Origin of the sequence: Capnocytophaga genosp. AHN8471 (genome assembly GCF_016806945.1) — a bacterium.
Lineage (GTDB): Bacteria > Bacteroidota > Bacteroidia > Flavobacteriales > Flavobacteriaceae > Capnocytophaga > Capnocytophaga periodontitidis.
In genome coordinates this window covers 206,733-220,191 of record NZ_JAESPJ010000006.1, presented here as the reverse complement: position 1 = coordinate 220,191, position 13,459 = coordinate 206,733, and the positions used below count along the sequence as shown (strand labels likewise).

The 13,459-nt window shown below is 40.0% G+C and carries 9 protein-coding genes; 7 read left to right on the top strand and 2 right to left on the bottom strand.

The features are described from left to right. Nucleotides 1-150 precede the first annotated feature (150 nt). Entirely contained in the window at nucleotides 151-1,554 is a 1,404-nt protein-coding gene (locus tag JMN12_RS02745; protein WP_088593010.1) for a peptide MFS transporter, read from the bottom strand. Between the two features lie 96 nt (nucleotides 1,555-1,650). Further along, the gene (locus JMN12_RS02740; protein WP_203136886.1) at nucleotides 1,651-3,855 is read right to left on the bottom strand and encodes a S9 family peptidase; all 2,205 of its coding nucleotides are present in this window, start codon (nucleotides 3,853-3,855) and stop codon (nucleotides 1,651-1,653) included. A gap of 338 nt (nucleotides 3,856-4,193) precedes the next feature. On the opposite strand from JMN12_RS02740, the gene JMN12_RS02735 reads away from it, so the two are divergent. From JMN12_RS02735 to JMN12_RS02705, 7 genes are all read left to right on the top strand, one after another. After that, nucleotides 4,194-4,763, top strand: a complete 570-nt coding sequence (locus JMN12_RS02735; RefSeq protein ID WP_203136884.1) for a hypothetical protein — start codon at nucleotides 4,194-4,196, stop codon at nucleotides 4,761-4,763. Between the two features lie 125 nt (nucleotides 4,764-4,888). After that, a complete protein-coding gene (gene uvrB, locus JMN12_RS02730; protein WP_203136881.1) occupies nucleotides 4,889-6,886 on the top strand; it encodes an excinuclease ABC subunit UvrB in 1,998 nt (665 codons plus the stop codon). A gap of 237 nt (nucleotides 6,887-7,123) precedes the next feature. Then, nucleotides 7,124-8,026, top strand: a complete 903-nt coding sequence (locus JMN12_RS02725) for a peptidoglycan-binding LysM (RefSeq protein WP_203082349.1) — start codon at nucleotides 7,124-7,126, stop codon at nucleotides 8,024-8,026. A 150-nt stretch (nucleotides 8,027-8,176) separates the two neighbouring features. After that, nucleotides 8,177-8,941: a leucine-rich repeat domain-containing protein gene (locus tag JMN12_RS02720; RefSeq protein ID WP_009412732.1), complete on the top strand. Its 765-nt coding sequence runs from the start codon at nucleotides 8,177-8,179 to the stop codon at nucleotides 8,939-8,941. 154 nt (nucleotides 8,942-9,095) lie between these two features. Then, nucleotides 9,096-9,479, top strand: coding sequence for a lipocalin family protein (locus tag JMN12_RS02715; protein ID WP_009412731.1), 384 nt, complete (start codon nucleotides 9,096-9,098; stop codon nucleotides 9,477-9,479). A gap of 160 nt (nucleotides 9,480-9,639) precedes the next feature. After that, nucleotides 9,640-10,722, top strand: a complete 1,083-nt coding sequence (gene recF, locus JMN12_RS02710; RefSeq protein WP_203082350.1) for a DNA replication/repair protein RecF — start codon at nucleotides 9,640-9,642, stop codon at nucleotides 10,720-10,722. Nucleotides 10,723-10,979: 257 nt separating this feature from the next. Further along, on the top strand, nucleotides 10,980-13,451 hold the full coding sequence (locus JMN12_RS02705; protein ID WP_009412729.1) for an O-antigen ligase family protein: 2,472 nt from the start codon (nucleotides 10,980-10,982) through the stop codon (nucleotides 13,449-13,451). Nucleotides 13,452-13,459: the final 8 nt, after the last annotated feature.

Below are 13,459 nucleotides of genomic sequence, written 5' to 3'. Positions count from 1 at the left end.
TATTTTTCAGTTGCTTTTGTGGTGAAATCTGTGGGAGAATTTAATCTATAGAAATCAATTGCACCAGTAGTAAATTTTAAAAGATAATTCAAAAAAATCCCCTTGCAGTAGCAACCGCAAGGGGATTTTTTAATTTTTAACTGTTAATTACTATTTTACTCCGTGCATCATCGCTTGAAGTTTCTTGTTGAGGAGTATCATTCCTAAACCGCAGAGGATTACAAATCCTGATACAGCAGCAAATACTACACTCGCACCGAGTTTTTCTACATAAGAAGCAATTACCCCTCCTATGGAGTTGGCAAAGAAGGCTGCCATCATCCAAACTCCCATCATAAGTCCTGCTAAGCGTGGAGGTGAAAGTTTAGTAACGGTGGAAAGTCCTACTGGCGATAAGCACAACTCACCGATGGTATGGGTGAGGTAAGTGAGTATCAACCACGCCAAGCTCGCTTTTACAGCAACATCTTTAGGGTCTACCCCTATAGCGCCACCGCGTTCGTACACAGCGCCAAGCATAAAGAAGAACCCTACCCCAAGAAGGATCATCCCTAATCCCATTTTGAAAGGTGTAGTGAGGCGTTGTCCCATTTTAGTACCCCAGAATGTTGCAAACACTGGAGCTAACAACACGATAAACAATGGGTTTACTGATTGGAACCAAGCGGTAGGAATTTCAAAACTACCTACCACACGGTTGATATAACTATCGGTGTAGAGGGTGAGTGATGAACCTGCTTGTTCAAAGCCTGCAAAGAAGAATATCGCAAAGAAGAAGTAGATAAAGATTACCGCAATGCGTTCTTTTTCTTCTTTAGTAAGTGGTTTATGTGCTTCAGCTTCTGAAAGTTCTACTGCTTTTTTGGTTGAGCCTTTGGCTTTCAAACCGAGGTCTCCTAAATATTTCTGTGCAAAGAAAATAAATATCAATTCACCGATGAGCATCCCTATAGCCGCTGCTCCAAAGCCGAATTTGTAACCGAACGACATTGCCACTTCACCTGTATTGGCATCAATAGCGGTTTTGGCAAAGATATTATCGGTGAGGAATCCGGTGATAAGAGGTGCCAAGAAAGCCCCTAAGTTGATACCCATATAGAAAATAGAGAAAGCTGAGTCAAGGCGTTTATCACCCGATTCATAGAGTCCTCCTACTAAGGCTGAAATGTTTGGTTTAAAGAACCCATTACCAATGATGAGCAGGAAGAGCCCTAAATAAAGTCCTGCGTGGCTCGTCCAAGCGAAGAGAGCTGCCTCACCCAAGAACATTATAAATCCTCCTAACAACACCGATTTGCGTTGTCCTAAGAAGTTATCGGCTATCCATCCGCCAATCAGTGGGGTGAAATAGGTAAGACCGGTCGCAAAACCATAAATCAAACTTGCGGTGGAAGGATCGAAAGCCAAACCGCCTTCAAGCCACGTTTTGGTGAGGTATAACATCAAAATACCGCGCATTCCATAGTAACTGAAACGCTCCCACATCCCTGTTAGGAACACCAAATAAAGCCCCTTAGGGTGCTTTTTCTTCTCATTTTCTACGTTTGTATCCATTTATTAATAAATTAAGGTTTGTTTATAAATTAATTTTTAATCCAATAAAGTTTTTCTTTTACAGATTGTCCCCCTTCGGGGGAACGGGGGCTTTGTTTATAAGTTTTGTTCAATAAAATTCGTCATTTTTGTGTATAACTGAAAGCGTGTGCTGCCGGTGTTGTCGTAAATACCGTGGTTCTTATCAGGATAGATGAGCCAATCGAAATCTTTTTGCAAACTCACTAAAGTTTCTATCAACACCATTGCGTTCTGTACGTGTACATTGTCGTCGGCACTACCGTGAATGAGCAGGTATTTTCCTTTGAGTTTGGCAGCGTGAAACAACGGTGAATTTTCGTCGTAACCCTTGGCATTCTCTTGGGGGGTACGCATAAAGCGCTCGGTGTAAATAGTGTCGTAAAAACGCCAATTGGTAACAGGGGCTACTGCTATTGCCATTTTGAATATATCGCCTTTTTGAAACAGACAGTTAGACGACATAAATCCACCAAAACTCCAACCCCATATTCCTATTCTGCTCTTGTCGATATAAGGATAATCGCCTACCAGCTGGGCGACATCAGCTTGGTCTTCAACTTCGTATTTACCCAGTTGCTGATAGGTACATTTCTTAAAATCTGCTCCTTTATAGCCAGTGCCACGACCGTCTACACATAGCACTATATAGCCTTTTTGGGTGAGCGATGCGTGCCAAAAGTCGTTCATATCCCACCATTGGTCGGCTACTTCTTGTGAGCCTGGTCCTGAGTATTGGTACATCAAGAGGGGGTATTGCTTTTTAGGGTCGAAATCCTTAGGTTTGAGCATATAAGCGTTGAAAGTACCTTTGGCAGTTTTCAGTTCCATAAACTCTTTTTCGGGCAAATTATAGGTTTTCAATCGCTGGGCGTATTCGGCATTGGTAACGATTTCTTTGAGTTGCTTGCCGCTTTTGGTGTCGTTCAGCGTATAACGTGGAGGTGTAGAGGCATTGGCAAAAGCGTGGATATACATAGTGAAATCCCCACTAAAGGTGCCTTTGTTCGTGCCTGCCTCAGTAGAAAGTGCGCGAGGGGCTTTGCCTTTGAGGCTCACAGCATAGAGTCCTCGGCGGGTAGAGCCTATTTGGGTAGATTGGTAGAACAATTGCTGTGTTTTAGGGTCGTAGCCATAAAAATCAGTTACTTCCCAGTTGCCACGAGTGAGCTGGCGCACTAATTTTCCTTTGGCATTACAATAGTAAAAATGGTTATGCCCGTCTTTGTCCGATTGGTAAATAAAACTATTATCGGGTAAAAATAGTATATCCTTGTTAATGCTTACATAAGTCGCGCTGGTTTCCTTCACTAAGGAAGTCGTTGCCTTCGTCTGGCTATTCACTTGTAAAAGTTGCCAATCGTTTTGGTGGCGGTTGAGGGTCTGCACTGTGAGTTTATGAGGGTCGTTTGTCCATTGCAAACGTGGGATATAATAAGCGTTGAGCGGTATTTCAGCCACCGATTTATCAGCCACAGTATAGATATGCAAACTCACCGCCGAATTGGCTTCCCCTGCTTTCGGATATTTGAAAGTATAAGGGGTAGGGTAGAGGTCGTAACCGTAGATATCCATTGAAAATTCGGGTACTTTGCGCTCATCCGAACGTATAAATGCTAACTGACTGCCATCGGCATTCCAAGCAAAGAGTTTCACAATCCCGAACTCTTCTTCATACACCCAATCGGCAGTGCCGTTGATAATAGCATTCTTTTGTCCGTCGGTAGTGATTTGGGTTTCTTCGCCAGTAGCGAGGTCGTATAAATACAAGTTGTTTTCGTATACAAAAGCCAATTGTTTGCCGTTAGGTGAAAAAGTAGGGACTTGTATGCGCTTGTCACTCACTTTTTTAAGGTCGCCAGTGGCGAGGTCGTACAGAAAATAATCGGCTATAAACGAATGGCGGTAGATGTCCTCTTTGCGAGTGGCGATAAGGAGTTTTTTCTCATCGGCTGAAAATTCATAACCTTCAATTCTACTCACTCTATCGTTAGCCTGAAACAGGGTTTGTACTTTGGTGAGAGTCGCAAAATCGTAGAGGTTGATTTCTTGAGCACGTTTTTCACGATTGTACTCTAACACAGTGTATTGAGGGGAGTGTTGCAACGCTTTGAGGTTGAACATACGCTCAGGGTAGAAAGTGCCCTTAGTCCAAATCTCTTGAAGTGTTTGGGCAGGCAATAGGTGATAAGTAGCAGGTAATAAGTAACAGATGATCAGGAGTGCGCAAAAGTACAAAGCCTTGCGCCCATATAAGTTTTTATGTAGTGTATATTTCGTCATTCGTAATTCGTCATTCGTAACTTGTTAAGGTATATTTCGTCATTCGTCATTCGTAACTCGTCATTCGTCATTCGTCATTCGTCATTCGTAACTCGTCATTCGTCATTCGTCATTCGTCATTCGTCATTCGTCATTCGTCATTCGTAACTGATTTGAGCCGTCAATATTAGGAATAATTTTTGAGATAGCAGCAATTTTTTGGTATCTTTTTTTCGGAAGAGGATTTTTAAAGCTGATTTTTAATGGATTACAAGTTTTGGATATATTGATAAAAAGTGCTATTTTTGTACTTCAAAACGAGCCGTCTTATCGCGACGGGTTAGATAAATTAATGAACGATGGGAACACTTACAATATATTTGAGTAAAAAGCAAAGTATTTTTCATACAATCGTATTTTTGTTACTTTCAGTAATGCCTTTGATTTTCTATATTATTACGTCCTATAGGTCAGAATATTTTTTTGAAAGAAAAAATATAGCAATAGGCTTACTAATGTTTTTCATAGCGTTTATATTTTTTAAGGCGTTAAAAGGAGAGTTCTTTTTTCTTCGATTAAAAAATCCCAAAATGATCTTCACTGATGAAGGTATTCTTTTTAATGAATATATTCAGGGAAAGGTGAAGTGGGAAGAGATTGCTCATATTAATTTTGGAAGGAGAGTTATGATGCGAAAGCCTTCTGAAAAATACAGTAGTATGATGATAGTTTTGAAAAATAAAGCTACGGTTAAGTTTAATAAATTTTCATCAACGCCTCTTGATAAACATTTTATAGAGATTGACACTGCGTTTTTCAAAGAGAATGTCAATGATGAAATAGAACGCATTATAGAATTTATTAGTACCCATTGCAGTAGGTACGAATGCTATAAAGTACCGCATCAAACAAAGTTTGTTTTCAAGTAAGGTCTCAAACTGCGAGCTCATAGCTTGTGTGCCTATATAGTACTCACTTTCCTTCTTTTGGCAATCTCAGTAAAAAATAGTACTTTTGTACCCCCTTTTAAACCTACTTTATAACATCTAAAATAATGAAATTCAATATAGTTTCCGATTTTGCCCCTACGGGCGACCAACCTCAGGCTATCGACCAGTTAGTAAAAGGTATTGAACGCGACGATAAGTACCAAGTGTTATTAGGCGTTACAGGCTCTGGAAAAACTTTTACTATTGCCAACGTGGTGGAACGCATCCAGCGCCCTACTCTTGTGTTGGCTCATAACAAAACGCTGGCTGCCCAGTTGTATTCTGAATTTAAGGCTTTCTTCCCCAATAACGCGGTGGAATACTTCGTCTCTTACTACGACTACTATCAGCCAGAAGCCTATATCCCCTCTACGGGTACTTATATCGAAAAAGACCTCTCTATCAACGATGAAATTGAAAAACTGCGCCTTAGTACAACTTCTGCTCTCTTGTCGGGCAGACGCGATGTATTGGTTGTGGCATCGGTGTCGTGTTTGTATGGTATCGGTAACCCTGTGGAATTCCAAAAGAACGTGATTACTCTCAAACAGGGTGATGTACTCCCTCGTACCAAGCTGATGCATCGATTGGTACAAAGTCTCTATGCCCGCACGACCGCCGAATTTAGGCACGGCAATTTCCGCATCAAAGGCGATGTGCTTGATGTCTTCCCAGGTTATGACGACAACGCTTTCCGCATTCACTTCTTTGGCGATGAAATTGAAGAAATAGAACAGTTTGACCCTACTACTAATCACGTGTTAGACCACTACGAGAGCCTCAATATCTACCCCGCTAATATGTTCGTTACCTCCCCCGATATTCTCCAAAAAGCAATATGGAACATTCAACAAGATTTGGTGAAACAGGTAGAGTTCTTTGAGGCATCGGGCAAACCCTTAGAGGCCAAACGGCTGAAAGAACGCACCGAGTTCGACCTTGAGATGATACGCGAATTGGGTTATTGTTCGGGTATTGAAAACTACTCCCGCTATTTAGACGGTAGAGAACCAGGCACTCGTCCGTTTTGCTTGATTGATTACTTCCCTAAAGATTTCTTGATGGTGATCGACGAGAGTCACGTAACTGTCTCACAAGTGCACGCGATGTATGGTGGCGACCGCAGTCGCAAGGAAAATTTGGTGGAATACGGATTCCGCTTGCCCGCTGCTATGGACAACCGTCCGCTGAAGTTCGAAGAGTTTGAAGCGCTGCAAAACCAAGTGATTTACGTGAGTGCCACCCCTGCCGACTATGAGCTCCAACAAACGCAAGGCGTGTACGTAGAGCAGGTGATTCGCCCCACAGGATTGCTCGACCCCGAAATAGAAGTGCGCCCCAGTCAAAATCAGATAGATGATTTGGTAGAAGAAATACAACTGCGCACCGAAAAAGACGAGCGTATATTGGTAACCACCCTCACCAAGCGAATGGCGGAAGAGCTTACCAAATACCTCACTCGCATTGGTATTAGGTGTCGTTACATTCACAGCGATGTAGATACATTAGAGCGTGTGGAGATTATGCAAGACCTCCGCAAAGGACTCTTTGATGTGCTCATAGGGGTAAACCTCCTCCGTGAGGGCTTAGACCTGCCCGAAGTATCGCTTGTCGCTATCCTCGATGCCGACAAAGAAGGCTTTTTGCGTTCTACGCGTTCGCTCACTCAAACCGTAGGACGGGCTGCCCGCAACGTAAATGGCAAGGCGATAATGTACGCCGATAAGATTACTGAGAGTATGCAGCGCACTATTGATGATACCAATTACCGCCGTGAAAAACAGATGAACTACAACAAAGCGCACAACATCACGCCTCAGCCTTTGCACAAGAAAATAGAGAACAGCCTCAGCAAGAGCCCTATAACCGAATTTCACTACGATCCTTCGTTTAAGGAACACATAGCTGCGGAAACTCAATCGGTATATTTATCGGCTAAGGAGTTGGAGAAGAAAATCAAGGAGACCCGCAAATTGATGGAAACCGCTGCCAAAGATCTCGATTTCGTAAAAGCTGCCCAATACCGCGATGAACTAAAGAAATTGCAGGAATTAGCAAATTAGAGAATTAGCAAATTAGAGAATTAGCAAATTAGAGAATTAGCGACTTGCTCCTTTGCCAAAGTTGATGACAACCTTTATAAATAAAGATTTTTCTTTCTGATGCTCTCTGAGTCTCTCCAAGATTCTCTTAGATTTTCTGAGATTTTCCGAGATTTTCCTGAATTAAAATGTTAAAAAAATTGCTAATCACAAATTGTTTTGTATATTTGCCCCCATCAATTAAAAACTAATAATACAATGAGAAAGACAATTTTGGCCTTAATGGCAACAGCAGCTATTGTAGCTTGCAGCAAAAGTGATGACAAGGAAGATGACCACATTAGTGGAAAATTCCCTACAAAAATCACACAAATTGTAGGAACAGAACGTGTTGTGCATACTTATGAAATGCAAGATGCTACTCATCCTAAAAAAGAAACAATTACTACTTATCAAGGTTCTTCTACTAAAGGAAAAGTAAAAACCCACGAATTTACTTATGACAGTAACAACCGCTTGATTTCTAAAGTAGACCCTACTGATGAGCCAAGTGTTTGGTATCTTAGTAACTTTTCTTACAATGCTAATGGAAAGTTAGAAAAAGAGGAAAGGGTTTTTGTTACACTTCCTTATATAATTAAAAATTACGAGTATGCCAATGGTAAATTGAGCAAAAAAGTAGAAAAACCTGCTAGTAATGGTGATGGGGATTATATTACTACTACTTTTGAGTATCCTACTACTAATATGGTGAGAGTTACTAAAACTTCTTATTCAGTAGATAAAGCTAAAAAAGGAGATGATATAAACGAATGGCACGTCTATACATTAGGTGCTAATGGCAATGTAGTAAAAGATGAGTACAGAACGGCTACTCATAACTACGAGACAACTTATGAGTATGATACTAAAATTAACCCTGAGTACGTTAGCTTTAGAGTACAAGCTACTCCCGATCATTTCGTAACCCTTACTCCTAACAATATCACAAAAAAAACAGTAATAACTACTGAACTTGCTAATTCAAAAGTTACTAAAGCCGTATATCGTTACGATATTCAGTATGATGGTGATTATCCTATCCAAATCAAAGTTTATTCAGTACCTGAAGATAAAACTGCTGGTGAAGCACTTGTCCAAACCACTGAATACACTTACTAAAAACATCTAAACCTCAATTAGAAAATATACTTTGCCAAAGGTAATAGCCCGTGTGGCTCGCACCTTTGGTAAAGTTTTTTATTGGCTATTAATTGCTAATCACAAATTGTTTTGTATATTTGCCACGAATAATTAAAAACTAATAATACAATGAGAAACATTTTATTTATATTATCCGCTTTTATCCTCTTTGCTTGTAAAAAGGACAAAGGTAATGATGAAAATGTAGTTACTATTCCTGCTTCTGATTATGAATTGAGTGCTGATGGACTCACCTTAGTAAAATGGAAAAACGAGAACACAGCAGTGCTCAATATGCAAGCAGATGCGGTACTTAGAAATGTAAAAACCATTGGTCTTCAGGCTTTTTCTCAACACAAAACCTTAGGAAGTATTACTCTACCTGAGGGACTGACAGGTATTGATAACATAGCTTTCTATAAAACTAAACTTAGAAGTATTGTTATTCCTAAAGGAGTACAAGTGATTGGTGCAGGTGCTTTTGCTGAAACTCCACTTACTTCTGTTCAGTTTTCAGAGGGACTTATTACCATTGATGATGAAGCGTTTTCTGAGTGCCAAATTCCTGTTCTCAACTTTCCAGAAAGCTTACAAGCCATTGGAAGGAGAACTTTTGAATCTAATAAAGTAATTGCTTCAGTTACTATTCCTAAGAACGTACTGAATGTTGCAGGTGCAGCTTTTGATTCTTGTGAAAAGTTAAGTAGTGTAACTTTTAAAGGACAAACTCCTCCAAGAATATCAATTATTTTTGGCTCAAAAATTAATTATGTAAAGCAAGATTATGAACCTATTGTAAAAGGACATATTTATGTACCTAAAGGAAGAGCAGAGGTGTATAAAAAAGCAGAAGGTTTCAAACCATATATCAATATTATTTCAGAAGAAGAATAAAAATTCTTCTATAACAATCTTATAAAAATACACTTTGCCAAAGGTAATAGCCCGTGTGGCTCGCACCTTTGGCAAAGTTTTTTGTTAGCTATTAATTGCTAATCACAAATTGTTTTGTATATTTGCCACCAAATAATTAAAAACTAATAATACAATGAAAAACATTTTATTTATATTATCCGCCTTTATGCTCTTTGCTTGTAAAGACGATGATAAAACAGGCAATTCAATCATCGGTGAGTGGCAAGCCGTAAAAATAGTAACAGGAGGAGTTGATATTCCTATTGACAATTGCACTGGTCAAACAAGACTCCTTATTACAGATGACCGTTTTACTTACTATAAACACTGGAAAAATGGAGATGATTGTAACTCTCAAATAGATGATTACAATTATGTTACTGAGGTAGGTGAAAAAGATAAAATAAGAAAGAAAGGTGATACAAGTCATTATTACACTTGTGTTTTAGAGAATGGTGGTTCTCGCCTTCGCGTTGTTTATTTTAGTGATTCATACGCTATCTTTAAACGGAAATAATATTTGGTAAATCTATAAAAAAGAGACGAATACTATTCGTCTCTTTTTTATTGTATAACACTTTGGGATATTAAAAAGGAGCTAAGAATTAAGAAAAACAAGTAAGAGAGATACAAATTTGGTAATTCATAAATTATTCGTACCTTTGCACTAACAAATGATGTTTTTAAAACAAATATCCGTCGTAAACTACAAGAACATACCCTCACAAACGTATGTCTTTAGCCCTACTATCAACTGTTTTGTAGGCGATAACGGCGTAGGAAAAACCAATCTCCTCGATGCTATTTATCACTTAGGAATGGCAAAGAGCTACTTCACTACAAGTGCCGTGCAGAACGTACGTCACGGTGAGGAGTTCTACCTCATTGAGGGGCAGTTCCAAAACGAAACCCGCGAAGAACAAATCGTTTGTAGCCTCAAAAAAGGTCAAAAAAAAGTGATGAAACACAACGGTAAAGCTTACGAACGCCTTGCCGACCATATAGGTAAATACCCTATGGTGATCATCTCCCCCTCCGATCGCGACTTGATAATAGAAGGTAGTGAAACCCGCCGTAAGTTTTTAGATAGTGTCATCTCGCAAACCGATAGAGCTTACTTAGAACTGCTTTTGCGTTACAACCGCACCCTCTTGCAACGCAATACCCTGCTAAAGCAAATGGCTGAAAATGGAGTATTTTCTGTAGAAACTCTCAGTATTTATGATGAGCAATTAGCCCCCTTAGGGCAGCACCTCTACGAAAAACGACGAGCCTTTATGGAAGAGTTTTTACCTGTTTTTAGTGAGCAATACGCCTATATATCAGGAGGAAAAGAACGTGTGAATTTGCAGTATGAAAGTCAGTTACACCAAAGCGATTTAGCAACGCTACTTCGCGAAAATACTCAGCGTGATCGCAGTGCACAATACACCACAACCGGTATTCATAAAGACGATTTGCTCTTTGAAATTGAAGGTTTCCCAATGAAAAAATACGGTAGCCAAGGGCAACAGAAGTCGTTTTTGATAGCCCTAAAGCTATCGCAATTTGAAGTTTTACAACAAGAATTAGGGATTACCCCCATAGTGCTTTTAGATGATATTTTTGATAAACTCGATGACACTCGCGTAACCCAATTAGTACAATTAGTAACTCAAAAACATTTCGGACAGTTGTTCATCACCGATACCCACTCACAACGCACTGAAGCAGTCGTAAAAAGCACTGGTTTAGCCTACGAGATGATTCAAGTAACCTAAAAGTAGGGGGCTGTCCGAAAAGTCTAAAAATCGCTTTTGCATCATAAACTTTGTCAAAGTCCCAAAACTTTGACAAAGTCTACAATACTGATAATCAACAACTTTTAGAGTGTGTTATGTAGGAAAGCCAGCGATAGCTGGGTATGTGCTGCAAACGCCCCCTCAAGAAAAACTTTTAGGACAGCCCCTCTAAAAACAAACTTAATATAAGAAATATCACAATTGTTAATTATAAATCGTTAATTGTTAATTGAAATATGAAACCCAATAACAAGAAAACCTCTACTGCTGCCGTTGCAGCACAACCCCAAAACACCCCTATCAAATGGTTAGCAACCTTCTTGCTCATCGCCTATGGCTATGTAACGGTAATCACCCCTAACTGGATGGCGTTCGACTCTAACGCTACTAAATTCTACACCTTTGCAATCCTCAACTTAGTAGTGGTTGCTCTCGTGTTTTTTATCAAAGAATTTAGAGAACGCACTCAGGTGCTCTTTGGCTTCTTTACCAATAAAATAGGGATTGCCTATAGCCTCATAATGGTAATGGCATTGCTCTCTTTTTCCAAGGCTATCAATACTGAAGAAGCTATCCTCCACTTCTTCAAAATATTCACCGCTTTCTCTGCTGCGTGGATGGTCTCTGCTTTGGTAATTTACTATAAAGAAGGAATTGTTGTCTTAGCCTTAGCAATGACGATTCTGCTTTGCTACGACTTCTTAGTGGCGATGGACGGTATTAAAGGGGTCATCAAAGGCACTGCTACCGATTTGGCTATCAAAGGTTCATATTCTAATAAAAACATCTTAGCTTCGGCTATATTCATCAAAATACCTTTTGCAGTATGGCTGTTCTACTTCCGCCGAGAAAACTATTTGCGTCTCATTGGAGCTGTCGGACTTACTTTAGGTACTTTGGCGGTCTTCTTTATGAGTACCCGTACCTTTTATTTGGCTACAATCCTCACTGTGGTGATTTTTGTGATCTATGGTGCAATCGATTTTTTCATCCTCAAACGTCGTGAAACAGGAGTAAAAGTACTGATACACGTAGGATTGGTAGTTATTGCTTTCGGTATTTTCTCATTTGTACAGAATTATTTATACCCTCAAGAAGTGCGACAAAGCACTAGTTTCGGTGCGCGTTTGGCTGAGGTGGCGAACCAAGAAAACCAAAGTAACAACTTGCGTAAAACCGCTTGGGTAATCACTGCTACCGATATGATTCCTAACGACCCATTACTTGGTGTGGGCATCGGTAACTGGAAAGTGCGCTTCTTGCAGTACGAAAACTCTTATAGCCCGCACTATATCTATATGTATAAAAACCACAACGACTTCTTAGAGCTTACCGCCGAAGTGGGTATCTTTGGAGGCTTGGCATTTGTGGCTATCTTCCTCTTAGCGGCTTTTTACTTTATCAAAGGTACTTATAAAAATAAAAATTCTGAACAGGAACAGTGGTTTTTCTTGCCACTCTTCGGGCTTTTTGCCTATTCGTTCGATGCCTTCTTTAACTTCCCTCAGGATCGCCCCGAAATTCAAGCACTCTTTGGTATCTACGTAGGGATAGCAGTAGGTTTGGCTGTATTGTACTTTGGGAAAAACAGCAAAGAACGCAAACTCCCTACACTTGCTATTGGCTTTATAGGTGCTATAGCTGTAGTGGCAATGGTATTAGGGGTAATTGTAGAAAGAATGTACTTCGATTCCTCTAAAATCCAACGTATGGTAAAAGAAGAACAACAAGGGGTACGCTCTCCTAAATCTCCTGCCGATTACCTTATACGTAACTATCCTCGTATCCCTAACCTCACCGCTGTTGCCGAACCTGTAGATGTGGAAAAAGCGCGCTACCTCATCGATGAAAAGAAATTTGATGAAGCTCGCAAAATCCTTTCTTCTATTCACTATCATCCTTACGATGCTCGCCCTGAGTATTTTATGGCAGTATCCTATTTTATGGAACCCGAAAAGAAATTAGATAGTATCTACAAATACGCTCACAAAGCCCGAATGATCAAACCTAATTTCTACGGTAGTTTGAACTTAGAAACTTTTGCACTCAACAATCTGGGGAAAGAACAAGAATCTATCAAATTGCTCAAACAGTTTTTGAGTTTAGAAAAAGATAGCATACAAAAAGAAGAACCTAAGTGGAAAAAACGTTTGAAAAGCATCTTCCACGTCGATGTTGATAGAGATGCTCGCTTGGCCAATCGCGGTGAAGTACAAGCTTGGAACTCTTTGGCATACCTATTGGAGAAAAATAACCAAATTCCCGAAGCACGCGCCGTGTTAGATACTGCTTTTGTGTATTTGCCTACCAATCAGGAAATCATCAACAATCGCAACAAAATTATTTCGCGTATGCAAGTAGAACAATTTGCTCCCCTCTACAGCGAGGCAATGCAGCTTTATTTGCAACAACGATATGCCGAGGCTATCCCTGTATTTACTAAATTCTTGGAAAAAGTACCCGCTCATATCGACGGACTTAAATACCGCGCTATTAGCTACTACAACACCCAGCAGTATCAACGCGCTATCAACGATATTGCCCAAATGGAACAACTCGGCATCGCTATAGATCCTGTGTTGAATAACTATCGCGCCTCTTGTTATTATATGTTGGGTGATAGAAACAATGCCAAAGTCTTTTTCCAAAAAGCTGCCGCCGAAGGCAATGCCGATGCTCAAAAGAATTTAAACACCCTTACCTTTTAAACATGTAT

Coding starts and splice junctions, on each gene's coding strand:
- JMN12_RS02745 (WP_088593010.1), bottom strand. CDS start 1,554: ATGGATACAAACGTAGAAAATGAGAAGAAAAAGCACCCTAAGGGGCTT.
- JMN12_RS02740 (WP_203136886.1), bottom strand. CDS start 3,855: ATGACGAAATATACACTACATAAAAACTTATATGGGCGCAAGGCTTTG.
- JMN12_RS02735 (WP_203136884.1), top strand. CDS start 4,194: ATGGGAACACTTACAATATATTTGAGTAAAAAGCAAAGTATTTTTCAT.
- uvrB (WP_203136881.1), top strand. CDS start 4,889: ATGAAATTCAATATAGTTTCCGATTTTGCCCCTACGGGCGACCAACCT.
- JMN12_RS02725 (WP_203082349.1), top strand. CDS start 7,124: ATGAGAAAGACAATTTTGGCCTTAATGGCAACAGCAGCTATTGTAGCT.
- JMN12_RS02720 (WP_009412732.1), top strand. CDS start 8,177: ATGAGAAACATTTTATTTATATTATCCGCTTTTATCCTCTTTGCTTGT.
- JMN12_RS02715 (WP_009412731.1), top strand. CDS start 9,096: ATGAAAAACATTTTATTTATATTATCCGCCTTTATGCTCTTTGCTTGT.
- recF (WP_203082350.1), top strand. CDS start 9,640: ATGTTTTTAAAACAAATATCCGTCGTAAACTACAAGAACATACCCTCA.
- JMN12_RS02705 (WP_009412729.1), top strand. CDS start 10,980: ATGAAACCCAATAACAAGAAAACCTCTACTGCTGCCGTTGCAGCACAA.